Origin of the sequence: Streptomyces sp. NPDC005195 (assembly GCF_040608315.1) — a bacterium.
Taxonomy (GTDB): domain Bacteria; phylum Actinomycetota; class Actinomycetes; order Streptomycetales; family Streptomycetaceae; genus Streptomyces; species Streptomyces kaempferi.
In genome coordinates, this window is sequence record NZ_JBEXHZ010000031.1 from 19,181 (window position 1) to 33,118 (window position 13,938).

Genomic DNA, 13,938 nt, shown 5'->3' on the forward strand with positions numbered 1-13,938 from the left:
CCGGCTCAGGCGGTGGCGGCGTAGCGGTTGGCGGGGCGGGAGAGTCCGAGCAGCCCGCGCAGGGTGTCGGCCTCGTACGACTGCCGGAAGGCGCCGCGGCGCTGGAGTTCCGGGACCAGGCCCCTGGTGATCGCCGGCAGGTCGTGGCCGGCGACGGCCGGGCGCAGCCGGAAGCCGGACAGTCCGGCCGAGTGCAACTCCTGGAGCAGGTCGGCGAGTTGTGCGGGGGTGCCGGTGAAGATCCGGGCGTCACTGGTGTACGGGTGGCCGGCGAGGGTGTCGAGGCGGTCGCGGCGGGCCACCGCGGCGGCGGGATCGTCGTCCAGGAACACCACCAGGTCACCGAAGAGGTGCAGGGGTTCGCCGGAGCGCCCGGCCGCCTCCTGTTCGGCGCGGACCGCGGCGACGATCGTGCGCGCCTGCCCGGTGTCGTGGGGGGTGACGTATCCGATGTCGGCGGAGCGGCCGAGCAGACGGAAGGGCGCTCCGGTCACCGATTCGTGGGCGAGGGCGCTGACCGGGGGCTGGCCCTGTGGCGGGCGCGGGGTGATCGAGGGTCCCTTGACGCTGAAGTGCCGCCCCTCGAAGTCGACGTAGTGCAGCTTGTCGCGGTCGACGAAGCGGCCGGTGGCGACGTCCCGGATCTCCGCGTCGTCCTCCCAGCTGTCCCAGAGCCTGCGTACCGCTTCGACGTGGTCGGCGGCCTCGTCGAAGAGGTCGACGGCCAACTCCCGCAGGGCGGGGCTGTCCAGGTCCTCGAGCCGGAACGGGGGGAACTCACGGCGGCCGAAGTGCGCGGCCTCGCTCTGACGCGGCGACACCTGCACCCGTACGCCGGCCCGCCCGCTGCTCACATAGTCGAGGGTGGCTATCGCCTTGGAGATATGGAACGGCTCCGTGTGGGTGGCCACCACGGTCGGCACCAGTCCTATATGGCTGGTGAGTGGAGCGACGCGGGCGGCGATCAGGACGGCGTCCAGCCGTCCACGTACCTGGTCCGTGCGGCCGTCGGGACCGGTGACCCGCGAGGACTGGAGTCCGAGCGCGTCCTCGATGGTCACAAGGTCGAGCAGGCCGCGCTCGGCCTCGGTGATCAGGTCCGTCCAGTACGCGGCGGTGAGCAGATCACGGGGGCGGGCCACCGGCTCGCGCCAGGCGGCCGGATGCCACCCGGCGCCGTCGAGCGCGACGGCGAGGTGCAGGGCGTCGGAGGAAGAAGGGGAAGAGAAGGAAGAGGAGGAAGTGGCGGATGAGAGGGGTGAAGGGGAGGCGGCGGGCAGCGGGGAGGGGGATGACGAGGCCACGAAAGGGGTGCCTTCCTGATCGACCGTACGAGGGCTCCTGCCCTCCGTGCGGAGGGCGGCGGCAGCGGGGTGACAGGTCAGGGACGACAGAGCGCGCCGGCCACGCGCCGCAGATCGATGTGCGGCCGGGAGTACAGATGGACACGGCGGCGGGGGGTGAGCGCCATGACGCGGAGCGCGGACAGGACCGGCACGTCCGTCACCTCCGCCCTTCCGTCGCGGCGGGCGCCCTGGGCGCGCCGTCGTCGTGGTGTCCTCTCCAGCACAACGGCCCGCCCGCGCCGTCTGTTCCGGCTCGGAGCCCCGGAGTTCGGACCAGGACCGAGTCCGTGCGGTGGCGAGGCACGGCGTGCGGAGGTCAACGCTCGGCAGCCCGGACGACCACGTGGTGAGACCGGGCGGGCGCCTTCTTGACGAGCCCACGGAGCGGACCGAGACTGACGGGGACGGTCACGATGGTCAGCGCCCTTCGCCGGGTCCCTCCGTGCGAGGCGGTTGATCGGCCCCGGCCCGCTGACAGGCAACCCTTCCACCGCGACGGGGTGCCCCGGGTGACGACCGGGTCCCGCCGGAGCGGCGGGGCAAGCGTGGTCTCGCCTCTCGCGAGCCCCGGACACGGGAGCGACGGGAATGGCCGGAAAGGGCACGAGCGGTCTGACCAGGCGTCTGCACATCGATCTGCAGCGGGTCTCCAGCGCCTACTAGTCCAGGGTCCGGACGGTACCTCAGAGCAGTCACTCCGTTCCGCCGCCGCTGCCCCCGGGCGGCGGGGCTTCGCCGTCCCCCCTGGAGAGTCATGCCCGAGACAGCCTCGCTCAGTCCGACCGCCGTCGCCTCCCACCACCGCGCCCCGGCCTCGCCTGCCACGGGGGCCTTCGTCGCCGCACCCCCTCGGGGAGCGGCCCCCTCGCGTGAACACCGCATCCGCAGTCGCATCGGTGCCGGTCCGGCCGGCGGCTTCTATCCCGCGCCGCACCGCTATCAGCTGTACCTCTCCGAGCGCTGTCCGCGCTCGCTGCGCATCTCGATCACCCTCGGCCTGCTGGGGCTGCGCGACTCGGTCACCACCACGCTGCTGGCGGGTCCCTCCGGGACACCAGCCGCCCGCGCCGCGCTGCGGGCCGCGTACGAGGCCACCTGGCACCACTACGACGGTCCGCTCACCGCGCCGGCGCTGTGCGACCGCTGGAGCGGACGCGTCGTCAGCAATCACACCCCCGACATCCTGCGCGATCTCGGCGAACTTCCGGGCTGCCGCGACGACGACGGACTCCCCCGGCTGCACCCGCCGTCCCTCGCCGCGGACATCGACGCCTTCCGCGTCTTCCTGGACCGGAACCTCACCACGGTCGCCGGGCCGACGGCGCGGTCCGCCGCGCTCGACTCGCTGGATCACCGACTCGGGTCGTACGAGCATGTGTGGGGCGACGAGCTGACGGCCGCCGACGTCGACCTGTGGGTGGCCCTCACCGGCCTCGGCACGGAGGGCGTCCTCTCCCCGTACGGCCGTCTGCGGGACTACGTCGGCCGGCTGGGCGCCCATCCGGCCTTCCGCGAAGCGGTGCGCCGGGCCTGACGCCGCCGTCGGGACGTCTCTCCGGACGACCGGCCCGCGCCCATCTCGAGGCCACGGCGAACAGCCCCCGGTCATCTGGGAGTTGTTCACCGTCCCGTCCTCGGACCGCACCAGGACGCGCCGCCGCGAAGCCTGTGACATCGGCCGCCATGTCCGGCGGACCATGGAGCCGGCGGGCGGTCACCGCTTGCCGCCGCGCCGACGGCGGGCGGCGCTCCGTCGGCTCAGCCCTTGACGCGGGTGAAGACGAGTGTGCCGACGACGGTGGTCAGGCCGCGGAGCATGCCCATCTGGTTCCAGCCCATGTCGAACTGGTCGCGGTCCACGGTGAACTCCGCGGCGAGGGTGACGTCTTCGGCGCTCGCCGCGGTGACGCGGGCGACGACGGGCTGCGGCCTGGTGATGCCGCGCACGGTCAACTGCCCGGTGACCTCGACGGTGTCGTCCGGGGCGATCACGGCGTCGTCCACCGCGAAGGTGATCGTGGGGTGCCGTTCCGCGTCGAAGAGGTCGGCCGAACGGAGGTGCTTGTCACGCTTGCCGTTCTTGGTGTCGAGAGACGCCACGTCCAGGGTGACGGTGCCGCGGGCGGTCCCGTCCGCCTGCACCTCGCCCTCCCCGGTGACAGTGGCGAAGACACCCTTCACCGTGACCAGACCCCACATCGTCTTGTGCCGGACGACGACGCTGGTGCGGGCCGGGTCGAGCTGCCACAGGCCGGTTTCGACGGCGACGGTCATGAGTGTTCTCCAGACGCTTAACGGTTACAGGTGAGGCACGGGCCGTGGGACAACGTGTAGTCATCCAAATTTGGACGATCACAGGCTAGCCCGTTCTTCAAATTTGGACAACCGGTAGACTGTGACACCATGGCCGACTTCCTCGCCCCCGCTGACCTGCCCGAACACGAGTCGGGCTGCGACGACGGCCTGCTGCCGGCCGAACTGCGGTCCTGGATGCGGCTGCTGGCGGCGGCCGGAGCGATCGAGCAGCAGTTGCGCGCTCGCGTCAAGGACGCCCTCGGTGTCTCGCACGACGAGTTCCTGGTGCTGTGCCTGCTGGCCGACCAGCCCGGATCCAGCTTGCGCATGACACAGATCGCCGAGCTGCTGGGCCGCCCCAAGACGCGGCTGACCTATCAGGTGGCCTGTCTGCAGCACGCGGGCCTGATCACGCGGCGCTCGGCGTGCGGGGACAAGCGGGGGATCGAGGTGGCGCTCACGGACAAGGCCCGCACGCTGTTGCGCGAGTCCTCGCGCCCGCTGGCCGACGCCGTCTCGCAGGCCATCGCCCGAACGGCCTGCGCACAGCGGTACGAGCAGCTGCACGACCTGTTGCCGCCCGCCGAGGCCCCCGGCGACGGGTCGTGAAGCGGGGCGGCCCGGGTGGACCGTGAGCGGGACGGCCTCGAAGGCCGGCTGAAGGACCGCCCCGCGACGACCTCGCGGGTCAGAAGCCGGGGAAGACGCGTCGCAGGTCGTCCAGCGTGAGGGAGTCCCCCTTCAGGTTCACCTCGGCCGGAGTGTGGTCGGGGGCGTGGCGGCCGGCGACGAGCCGCAGCCACCACTCGGCCGGGGCGTTCAGCACGGCGTCGGGCTCGGCGGGCTCGTCGACGAGCGCGACCGAGTCACCCAGGTCGAGCCCGAACGCCCGCGCGGGAGACACCGTCCGCACCGCGATACGGGCGTGGCGACCGCCCAGGGCGTCGGCCTTGCCGAGGAACCCTATGAGCAGACCGGCCTGGGCCAGGAGGGGCTCGGTCGCCACCGGCAACAGCACCGCCGTCGGGTCGAAGGCCACCTCGACGTCCCAGGTGTGGTGGGTGAACTCGCTGAGCCGAAGGCCCGCCAGCGTCGCGACGTCCACGGGGGCCGGCAGGAAGCCGAGCTCCACGCGGAGTTCCTGCCGGGCCCGGGTGTCCAGCGCCTCGTAACCGCGCACGAGTCGCTCGTTGGCGTTCACGAAGCCCTCGGCGCGCTCCGCCGGGGACATCGCGTCCCACCGGGCCCACACCGACTTGTTGAAGTCGCCGTCCCGCGGTCCGGTGCCGTTCAGCGCGCCCTCCAGTGAGGCGCGGCCGATCTCCGCCCCGCTGCCCAGGTGGCTGAGGACCTGGGAGACGTCCCACTCCGACGCGCCCGAGCGCCGGGTGAGGTCGGCGGTGGCGAGCCCGTGCACCACGGAGGTCAGGTAGTCGTGTCCGCCGCGCAGCGCGGCGATGGTCTGGTCGGCACGGTCGGTCATGTCTCGGCTCCGGGGAAGGGTGGGATGGTGCGGGAACCGTACCCAGGACGGCCGCCGTCGAAGACGGTGGGGGTGACGGGAGTGCCGATCGATCCCGAGGGGGTCGTCCCCGCGCCGGCCGGCCGAGCGGCGGCCGCACGCTCACGCGACCGGCGCCGGCGGGCGGGGCGCGCGCCCTCCGCTCACCGCCTCGGCCCGCCCCCGTCCCGCACCCGGCGAGTCGCTGAACACGGTGCCGCCGCACCCCGCATCCTGGCCTGACGGGCGCCTCCCACCCGGCCCCGTCCCTCCCGCGCCACCCTGACCTACGGAGGACCATGGCCGCCGACAGCGCACCCTCTCCCGACCACGCCCCCGTCCCGGCCCGCGCCCGCACACTCCTGCGGCGGCCCAGGCTGTGGCTGCTGCCGACCGTGCTGAGCGGGCTGCTCGCGCTGCTGCTGGCCCTCCTCTACATGGGCGGCATCGTCGATCCGGACGAGGCCCTGCGCGACCTGCCCATCGGCATCGTCGACACCGACCAGGGCAGACCACTGCCCGGGGAGACGGCGAACCTGGGAGCACAGCTCACCCGCGCGGTCGTCGCCGACACCTCCGGCAAGGCCGGCTGGCAACGGCTCACCCGCGCCCAGCTCCAGGACAGGCTCACCTCCGGCAAGATCTTCGGCGCCCTGGTCGTCCCCGCCGACTTCACGGCCTCCGTCTCCGCGCTCACCACCTCGAACGCGACGGCCCGGCCGACACTGACGGTGCTCACCAACCCGGGTCTGGGCAGCCTCGGTTCCTCACTGGCGAGCCGGATCGCCCAGCAGACCGCCCAACAGGCCTCGCTGACCATCGGCAAACGGCTCACGGCCTCCCCCGCCGCCGCGGGGGCCGACTCCACGGCCCGTCTGCTGCTGGCCGACCCGGTGACGGTCACCACCCGGGTCGGCCACCCCATCGGTGAGCGCAGCGGCCTCGGCCTGACCGCGTTCTACTACACACTGCTGCTGGTCCTGGCCGGGTTCCTCGGGGCGAACGTCATCAACAACGGCGTGGACACCGGGCTCGGTTACGCCGACAACGAGATCGGTCCCTGGCACACCCGCCGCCCCACCGTGCCCGTCAGCCGTACCCAGACGCTGCTGCTGAAGATGGGCATGACCGCCGGAATCTCCGTCCTGACCACCACGCTGGTGATGGTCGCCACCCTCGCGATCCTCCGCATGGACGCCTCCCACCTGCCGCTGCTGTGGATCTACTCCTACTGCGCGAGCGTCGCGGTCGGCCTGGGCGTCCAGGCCATCAACGCGGCCTTCGGCGGGATCGGCCAGCTCGTGTCCATGTTCGTGTTCATCGTGCTCGGCCTGCCCTCCTCCGGTTCGACCGTCCCCCTGGAGGCCGTCCCGGGCTTCTACCGCTTCCTGAGCGTCTTCGAACCGATGCGCCAGCTCGGCGGTGGCGTCCGCGCCATCCTCTTCTTCGACGCGCGCGCCGACGCCGGTCTCGCCCGCGCCTGGCTCATGATCGCGATCGGCATGACCGTCGCCCTGCTCTTCGGGCTGGCGATGACCCGCTACTACGACCGCAGGGGCCTGCACCGCCTGACCCCGCAGCCGGCCTGAGCGGGCTCGGGGAAGATCATGAGCGCTGCGTACATGGGTGGATTTCACCGCGGGGGCACCGGGCGCCGGGGCCGGAACGACCGGCCCCGGCGCCCCGCCCTCGCTACCGGTCGCCGCCGGGCGTGTCCCCCGGGGCCGCCACCCGGCCGGGTTCGGGGGCGAGCAGGAGGTCGGGGTCGGTGGCCGTCGTGTACGCGGCGCTGAGGACGTAGAGGGTGCCGTGGCGCAGCGCGACCGAGGTCGGGTTCTGCAGTCCGTCCGCGGCGGTGAGGACGGTCGAGGAGGAGCCGTCGGGCCGGTGGCGGGGTGCGGTCGTCGCGTCCCGGTGTTTCCGCCCTCACCGTGTACGTGCCCAGGATGGCAGCATGAGCCGCGTCGCCGCGTTCTCCCCGCCCGCCCTCTGGAGGTCCGTCCGATGACCGAGCTTCCGCTCGCCGGCATCACCGTCGTCAGTGTCGAGCAGGCGGTGGCGGCGCCCTTCGCGACCCGTCAACTGGCCGACCTCGGCGCTCGGGTGATCAAGGTGGAACGCCCGGGAGAGGGTGACTTCGCCCGCCGTTACGACACCACCGTGCACGGTGAGTCCAGCTACTTCGTCTGGCTCAACCGTTCCAAGGAGTCACTGACCCTGGACCTGAAGTCGGCCCGGGGACGCGACGTGCTGGAGCAACTGCTCGTCGGCGCCGACGTGTTCGTACAGAACCTGGCGCCCGGAGCGGCTGCCCGGCTCGGCCTCGACGCCGCGTCGCTGCGGGAGCGGTATCCCTCACTGATCCCGTGCACGATCACCGGTTACGGCTCCGAGGGGCCGTGGGCGGACCGCAAGGCGTACGACCTGCTCGTGCAGTGCCAGACGGGCCTGGTCTCCCTGACGGGGAACGAACACGGTGCCGCCCGGGCCGGGGTGTCGGTCGCCGACATCGCCGCGGGCATGTACGCCTACTCGGGCGTCCTCACGGCCCTGTTCACCCGCGCCACCCGGGGCGTCGCCCGCGCCGTGGAGGTCTCCCTCTTCGAGGCGCTGGCCGAGTGGATGAGCCAGCCCGCCCTCTACACGGCCCACGGCGGCACCCAGCCGCCGCGGATCGGCACCCGGCACGCCACGATCGCCCCCTACGGCACGTTCCCGGCGGCCGACGGCAAGGACGTGCTCCTCTCCATCCAGAACGAGCGGGAGTGGGCCGCGCTGTGCGAGCGGTTCCTGGAGCGCCCGGACCTCGTCGACGACCCGCGTTTCGCCACCGGCCCGGACCGGGTGGCCCACCGCGACGCGCTCGACGCGATCGTGGCCGAGCGGTTCCGCGCGCTGGACAGCCGGGAGGTGCGCGAGCTGCTGGACGCGGCGGGCATCGCCAACGCCGGCGTCAACACCGTCGAGGAGTTCCTCGCCCACCCGGTTCTCCGGGAACGCGGCCGCTGGCGCGACGTACGGGTGCCCGGAGCCGTGGTGCCCGCGCTCCTGCCGCCCGTGGACCTGGCCGGAGTCGATCCCCGCATGGACGCCGTACCCGCCCTCGGCGAGCACACCGAAGGGATCCTTACCGCGCTGGGGCACAGCGCGGCCGACATCGCCGCCCTGCGGGCCGACGGGGTCGTCTGAACCGCCGGAACACCGGGAGACGTCCGCCCGGCCGGCTGTTCGGTCGACGCGGGCGGCCCGTCGTCGGGGTCAGCCGACGCCCGCCGCGTCCAGCAGCAGTGTCACGGTCGTCGTGGCCAGGCCGTCGTCCAGGGTCTCTATGCGGGACCCGGCGCGGGCGCTCGCGCCGTCGAAGACCAGCATCAACTGCCGGGCGAGGAACGCCGCATCGCGCGCGCCCCCCAGCTCGGCCTCGGCGCGGAACATCTCCTGGAGGCGCCCCTTGGCGTTTCCGGCGACCATGCTCGCCGGGTGCTCGGGGTCCTTCAGCTCGACCAGCGCGGCCAGGAAGGGGCAGCCGCGGTACTCGGGGAGCGCGGACAGGTGCTCCGTCCGCTCGAAGACGCCCAGGATGCGCTCGCGGGGCGTCCCGTCGGCCGCGGAGGCGGGCGAGAGCTGCTCCTCGTGGAGGGGGATCCGGCGTTCGAGGCTCGCGGCCAGGACCTCGTCCTTGCCGGCGAAGAGCTGGTACATCGACCGCTTCGAGACACCGGCCGTCCTGCAGAGCGCCTCGATGCCCACGGAGACGCCCTCGGTGTAGAAAAGGTCGGCCGCCGCGTCCAGCAGCCGGTCCCTCGTGGACGCCTTGTCTGTAGTGGCCATACGGGAAGGTTACCGCGCGGGAACACCACGGGGAAACCGATCGGTCTACCGCGGCCGAGTGGGCGTCGTCACATGCGACGGGGCACCCGTGACAGATGGCTGAGCAAGCGCTTGGATAGTGACGTTCGCAGAGTGCGCCCGCCCTCGCCCGCACCCCACTGGAGGCCCCGTTGCTGTTCACGTCCGTCGACGATGTCTCCGCGCGTCTCGCCGAGACCGGCTATCTGGCGTCGCCCGCCGTCGCCACCACCGTCTTCCTGGCCGACCGCCTCGGCAAGCCCCTGCTGGTCGAGGGACCCGCCGGGGTCGGCAAGACGGAGCTCGCCAAGGCCGTCGCCCAGGTCGCCGGGGCCCGGCTGATCCGGTTGCAGTGCTACGAAGGGGTCGACGAGTCCCGGGCGCTGTACGAGTGGAACCACGCCAAGCAACTGCTGCGCATCAGCGCGGGCCGCGACGAGACGTGGGACGAGGCCCGCACGGACATCTTCAGCGAGGAGTTCCTGCTGCCCCGGCCGCTGTTGACCGCCATCCGCGGCGACGACCCCAAGGTGCTGCTGATCGACGAGACCGACAAGGCCGACGTCGAGGTGGAGGGCCTGCTGCTCGAGGTGCTCAGCGACTTCCAGGTCACCGTCCCCGAGCTGGGCACGATCACCGCGACCAGCCGGCCCTTCGTGGTGCTCACCTCGAACGCGAGCCGTGAACTGTCCGAGGCGCTGCGCCGCCGCTGCCTCTTCCTCCACATCGGCTTCCCCGAGGAGGAGTTGGAGCGTCGCATCGTAGGTCTTAAGGTGCCGGGCCTGGACGAGGCGCTGACGCGGTCGGTGGTCCGGGTGGTCGGCGCGCTGCGCGAGATGGACCTGCGGAAGGTCCCGTCGGTCTCCGAGACCATCGACTGGGCGCGCACCCTGCTCGCGCTCGGCGCGGGCACCCTCGACGAGTCCGTCGTACGCGACAGCCTCGGCGTACTCCTCAAGCACCAGGACGACATCGTCAAGGCGGCCGCGAAACTCGACCTGGACGCCATGTGAGCGCGCCGGCCGGAGTGACGCGACGGCTGACGGAACTCGTCGGCGCGCTGCGCTCGCACGGCGTGCGGATCGGCACCGGCGAGACGGTGGACGCCGCCCACGCGATGGAGGCGCTCGGCCTGACGGACCGGGAACGGCTGCGCGAGGGTCTCGCCGCCGCGTTGCTGCACAGCACGGCACAGCGCCGGGTCTTCGATCCGGCCTTCGACCTGTACTTCCCGCGGCTCACAGGGGTGCCGGAAGCCGACGCGGCGGGCGCCGACACGCCCGCCGCCGACCGGGCGGAGCTGCGGGACCGCCTCGCGGCCGCGCTCGCCGACAACGACGCGGCGCTGCTGGCCCGGCTCGCGGTGGAGGCGGTGGACGGCTTCGGCGGATACGGCTCCTCCCCGGGGTCGGACGGCTGGTCCTCGTACCAGACGCTCGACCGGCTGCGGCCGGGGACCCTGCTGGCGCGCACCCGTGACGACGTCCGGGCACGGACCGGTGCCGCGGGGTTCACCGACCGGCTGCTGGAGGACGAGATCCGGCGGCGTATCGAGGTCTTCCGCGCTCTGGTCGCCGCGGAGGCGCGGCGCCGGGTCGCCGAGCTGCGCGGCCGTGACGAGATCGCCCGGCGTGCGGTGGCCCCGACGGTCGACCGGGTGGACTTCCTCTTCGCGGGCCGGGAGCGGCTCGCCGAGCTGCGCGCGGTGGTTCAGCCGCTCGCGCGCAAGCTGGCCACCCGGCTCGCCGCCCGCCGTCGCCGTGCCGCCCGGGGCACCATCGACCTGCGGCGGACACTGCGCGCGTCGTTGTCGACGGGTGGGGTGCCGATGCGGCCCGTGCTCCGCAGGCGGCGGCCCGTCCGCCCCGAACTGGTGCTGTTGTGCGACGTGTCGGGGTCGGTGTCGGGCTTCTCGGACTTCACGATGCTGCTGGTGCAGGCGCTGCACGACCAGTTCAGCAAGGTGCGGGTGTTCGCCTTCGTCAACCGGACCGACGAGGTGACCGGGCTGCTGGTGCACGGGGCGGCCGACCCGGAGGGGCTGGGTGCCCGGATCCGGGCGGAGGCCACGCTGACGGGCTGGCACGGCAGCAGTGACTACGGCGTCGCGTTCGGCGACTTCACCGAGCGGTACGCCGACGCGGTGGGCGCGCGCTCGACCGTGTTCGTCCTCGGTGACGCCCGTACGAACATGGGCGATCCGAACCTGCCGGCCGTACGGCACCTGTGCGAGCGGGCCCGGCGCGTCTACTGGCTGAACCCCGAACCCCGGTCCCAGTGGGGCACGGGCGACTCCGCCGCGCCCGAGTACGCCGGGCTCGTCGAGATGCACGAGTGCCGCAACGCCCGGCAGCTCGGCGACCTGATCGGCCGCCTGCTGCCGGTCTGAGCGGCGGTCCGGGCCGCGTCCGCCCGGTCAGGCCAGCAACTGCGGGTACATGACGGCGATGTCGTCGGAGAGCTGGGCCTTGACCTGCCGGGTGAGGTCGTCGGCGAGGACTTCGAAGGCGCCGGACTCGATGCCGTCGAGTGCCTGCGCCGCGACGGCGTCGGGGGACGACTTCGGCGCGTCGACGTGCGCGGCCATGTCCGTGTCGACGTAGCCGACATGGAGTCCGGTGACCTCGATGCCGCGGGGCTTCAGGTCCAGGCGCAGGGAGTTGGTCTGCGACCAGAAGGCGGCCTTGGACGCGCTGTAGGAGCCCAGCAGGCCGATCCACGAGAGCACCGAGTGGACGTTGAGGATGTGTCCGCCGCCGTTGCGCTCGATGACCGGGACGAAGGCGCGGGTGACGAGGAGCGGGCCGTAGAAGTTCGTCTCGAACTCGCGGCGGATGTCCTCGACAGGGGAGTCGAGGAAGTTCGCGTTCACGGAGGCGCCGGCGTTGTTGATCAGGAGGGTGACGTCCTGCGCCTGCTCGACGGCCGCGGCGACGGACGCGGGATCGGTCACCTCCAGGGCCAGCGGCACCGCGTCGGGGTGCGTGACGGTCCGCGGGTCGCGTGCGGTGGCGTACACCTTCTTGGCGCCGCGCTCGTAGAGGCCCTGGACGAGTGCCCGGCCGATGCCCCGGCTGCCGCCGGTCACCAGGGCGACCGAACCTTCGATGGATGTCATGAGAACTCCCGAAAATGAGAAACCGATCGGTTTACCTATCCGGGTCAGCGTAAACCGATCGGTTTCCAAGGGCAAGCCGAACGCGGCCGCGGGGGTCCGCTCCCCCACGGATACGGCGACGGCCGGGAACGGCTCGCGCCCGCCGACGCGCGGGGCGAGTCGTTCCCGGCCGTTACCGGTCCCACCGGGGGCGACCGGAGAGGCGAGGGAGGCGTCCCCCGGTCAGACCGTCGCGACGTCCGCCTTCTCCTCGGCCCGCTCCCCCGCGAGTGCGGTGACCTCTTCGGCGACCTCCGCGACGGCGGGACCGGCCACCGCTTCGGCGGCCGTCGCGGTCACCGGCTCCGCCGGGGAGGCCTTCCGGTCGACCACGCGCACCGGCGCCGCTCCCCGGGTCAGGCCGGCCAGCGCGACCACCACGATCAGCACGAACGCGACACCGGCGATCGCGAAGCTCAGGGTGAACTGGCTCTCGGCAGGCAGCGCGGGCACTCCGGCCGGCAGGTGCGCGATCGTCCTGGAGGCCAGCAGCGAGGTGATCACCGCGCTGGCGATCGCGCTGCCGACGGAACGGGAGATCGAGTTGAGACCGTTGGCGATACCGGTCTGGTGGTGCGGAACACTCGCCACGATGAGGGCCGGCATGGCCGCGTATCCGAAGCTGATGGCCACGCCGATCAGCAGGCCCGCGAGGATGACCGAGGCGGAGGTGTCGTGTGCGGCGGTCAGCCACGCGAATCCGGCGACACCGAACACGGCGCCGACGGCCAGGGTGAACCGCGCCCCGATCCGCCCGACCAGGATTCCGCCGAACTGCGCGGCGAGCAGCGAGACGACCGTGGTGGGCAGCAGGTACTCGACGGAGGCGCGCAGGACCGAGGCGCCGAATCCGTACCCGGTGAGTTCCTTCGGCATCTGCGCCAGATAGGCCACGCCGATGAACTGGGAGAACATCGCGAACCCGAGGAACAGACCGGCGAGGTTCGTGAAGAGCACCGGACGGTGGGCGAACATCCGCATGTCCACCATCGGCCCGCGGACCGTCCGTTCCACGAACACCCAGACGGCCGCCATGATGACGGCCGCGACGAACAGACCGATGGTGCGCGCGGAGGACCAGCCCCACTCGTGTCCCTGCGAGATCGGCAGCAGGAGCAGGACGAGCAGCGCGGCGAGCGTCACCGCGCCGAGCCAGTCGGTACGGCCACCGGTCGTCGAGCGCGAGGCGGGAACGCGCAGGATGACGCCGACGAGGGCCACGGCGGCGAGGGCCACGGCGAGCCAGAACACCCGGTGGTAGTCGGGATCCGCGCCCCGGGTGAGCAGCCCGGCCGCCACCAGGGCGAGTCCGCTGCCGACGGCGAGCGTTCCGCTGACCATCGCCATCGCGCCGTGCAGCTTCGCCGGAGGCATCTCCTCCCGCAGCACCGAGAGGGCGAGCGGGAAGATCGCGGTGGCCGCGCCCTGGAGAACCCGGCCGACGATCAGCCACAGCAGCGACGTGGTGGTCGCGGCCAGCACCGAACCGGCGATCATCACCAGCAGAACCCCGATCAGCGTGGGCTTCTTGCCGTGCATGTCGCCGAAGCGGCCGAGCAGCGGGGTGAAGACCGCGGCGGACAGCAGGGTCGCGGTGGTGACCCAGCTGACGTTCGCGGTACTGGTGCCGAGATCGCCCTGGATGATGCTCAGGATCGGTACGACGAGGGTCTGCATCATCGAGACGATCATGGCCGCGAGGCCTAGGACCAGGACGAGCGAGAGGTCGCCTGCGGGGCGTCTGGGCGCCACGCGATCGGAGGGTGTCACGGCGTTCTTCCTTAGGGGCA

At 72.4% G+C, this 13,938-nt stretch carries 14 protein-coding genes, 1 pseudogene and 1 riboswitch; of the genes and pseudogenes, 7 read left to right on the forward strand and 8 right to left on the reverse strand.

Annotation, left to right across the window (positions count from 1 at the left end; genetic code table 11):
- Window positions 1-5 precede the first annotated feature (5 nt).
- The gene (locus ABZV34_RS26215; RefSeq protein WP_356281429.1) at window positions 6-1,202 is read right to left on the reverse strand and encodes an LLM class flavin-dependent oxidoreductase; all 1,197 of its coding nucleotides are present in this window, start codon (window positions 1,200-1,202) and stop codon (window positions 6-8) included.
- A 179-nt stretch (window positions 1,203-1,381) separates the two neighbouring features.
- Window positions 1,382-1,507 (reverse strand): putative leader peptide, encoded by a 126-nt coding sequence (locus tag ABZV34_RS26220; protein ID WP_356281321.1) that lies wholly within the window; start codon window positions 1,505-1,507, stop codon window positions 1,382-1,384.
- Between the two features lie 245 nt (window positions 1,508-1,752).
- Window positions 1,753-1,898, forward strand: a riboswitch (SAM riboswitch).
- 36 nt (window positions 1,899-1,934) lie between these two features.
- On the opposite strand from ABZV34_RS26220, the gene ABZV34_RS26225 reads away from it, so the two are divergent.
- Together ABZV34_RS26225 and ABZV34_RS26230 are read left to right on the forward strand one after the other, a co-directional pair.
- Window positions 1,935-2,009, forward strand: a complete 75-nt coding sequence (locus ABZV34_RS26225; protein ID WP_356281432.1) for a putative leader peptide — start codon at window positions 1,935-1,937, stop codon at window positions 2,007-2,009.
- 91 nt (window positions 2,010-2,100) lie between these two features.
- Entirely contained in the window at window positions 2,101-2,880 is a 780-nt protein-coding gene (locus tag ABZV34_RS26230; RefSeq protein ID WP_356281324.1) for a cell envelope biogenesis protein OmpA, read from the forward strand.
- Between the two features lie 224 nt (window positions 2,881-3,104).
- Here ABZV34_RS26230 and ABZV34_RS26235 read toward each other — a convergent pair whose 3' ends face one another.
- On the reverse strand, window positions 3,105-3,620 hold the full coding sequence (locus tag ABZV34_RS26235; RefSeq protein ID WP_356281327.1) for a YceI family protein: 516 nt from the start codon (window positions 3,618-3,620) through the stop codon (window positions 3,105-3,107).
- A 129-nt stretch (window positions 3,621-3,749) separates the two neighbouring features.
- On the opposite strand from ABZV34_RS26235, the gene ABZV34_RS26240 reads away from it, so the two are divergent.
- Window positions 3,750-4,250 carry a MarR family transcriptional regulator gene (locus ABZV34_RS26240; protein WP_356281330.1) on the forward strand — a complete coding sequence of 167 codons (501 nt, stop codon included), beginning with the start codon at window positions 3,750-3,752 and terminating at the stop codon, window positions 4,248-4,250.
- Between the two features lie 79 nt (window positions 4,251-4,329).
- Here ABZV34_RS26240 and ABZV34_RS26245 read toward each other — a convergent pair whose 3' ends face one another.
- Window positions 4,330-5,124, reverse strand: a complete 795-nt coding sequence (locus ABZV34_RS26245) for a maleylpyruvate isomerase N-terminal domain-containing protein (RefSeq protein WP_356281333.1) — start codon at window positions 5,122-5,124, stop codon at window positions 4,330-4,332.
- A 317-nt stretch (window positions 5,125-5,441) separates the two neighbouring features.
- On the opposite strand from ABZV34_RS26245, the gene ABZV34_RS26250 reads away from it, so the two are divergent.
- A complete protein-coding gene (locus tag ABZV34_RS26250) occupies window positions 5,442-6,731 on the forward strand; it encodes a DUF3533 domain-containing protein (protein ID WP_356281336.1) in 1,290 nt (429 codons plus the stop codon).
- Window positions 6,732-6,834: 103 nt separating this feature from the next.
- Here ABZV34_RS26250 and ABZV34_RS26255 read toward each other — a convergent pair.
- Window positions 6,835-7,029 (reverse strand): annotated as a pseudogene (locus ABZV34_RS26255) (hypothetical protein); the annotation flags it as partial.
- 117 nt (window positions 7,030-7,146) lie between these two features.
- Between ABZV34_RS26255 and ABZV34_RS26260 the strand changes: the two are divergent.
- Complete coding sequence (locus tag ABZV34_RS26260; RefSeq protein ID WP_356281339.1) at window positions 7,147-8,331, forward strand: CaiB/BaiF CoA-transferase family protein; 1,185 nt, start codon at window positions 7,147-7,149, stop codon at window positions 8,329-8,331.
- Window positions 8,332-8,400: 69 nt separating this feature from the next.
- Here the strand turns inward: ABZV34_RS26260 and ABZV34_RS26265 are convergent, their stop codons facing one another.
- The gene (locus ABZV34_RS26265; RefSeq protein ID WP_356281342.1) at window positions 8,401-8,973 is read right to left on the reverse strand and encodes a TetR/AcrR family transcriptional regulator; all 573 of its coding nucleotides are present in this window, start codon (window positions 8,971-8,973) and stop codon (window positions 8,401-8,403) included.
- Between the two features lie 173 nt (window positions 8,974-9,146).
- On the opposite strand from ABZV34_RS26265, the gene ABZV34_RS26270 reads away from it, so the two are divergent.
- A complete protein-coding gene (locus ABZV34_RS26270) occupies window positions 9,147-10,004 on the forward strand; it encodes a MoxR family ATPase (protein ID WP_356281435.1) in 858 nt (285 codons plus the stop codon).
- A complete protein-coding gene (locus ABZV34_RS26275; protein WP_356281345.1) occupies window positions 10,001-11,380 on the forward strand; it encodes a VWA domain-containing protein in 1,380 nt (459 codons plus the stop codon). Before ABZV34_RS26270 ends, ABZV34_RS26275 begins: the two co-directional genes overlap by 4 nt.
- 27 nt (window positions 11,381-11,407) lie before the next feature.
- On the opposite strand, the gene ABZV34_RS26280 is transcribed toward ABZV34_RS26275, so the two are convergent.
- On the reverse strand, window positions 11,408-12,109 hold the full coding sequence (locus ABZV34_RS26280) for an SDR family oxidoreductase (RefSeq protein WP_356281348.1): 702 nt from the start codon (window positions 12,107-12,109) through the stop codon (window positions 11,408-11,410).
- A 222-nt stretch (window positions 12,110-12,331) separates the two neighbouring features.
- A complete protein-coding gene (locus tag ABZV34_RS26285; RefSeq protein ID WP_356281351.1) occupies window positions 12,332-13,918 on the reverse strand; it encodes an MFS transporter in 1,587 nt (528 codons plus the stop codon).
- Window positions 13,919-13,938 lie beyond the last annotated feature (20 nt).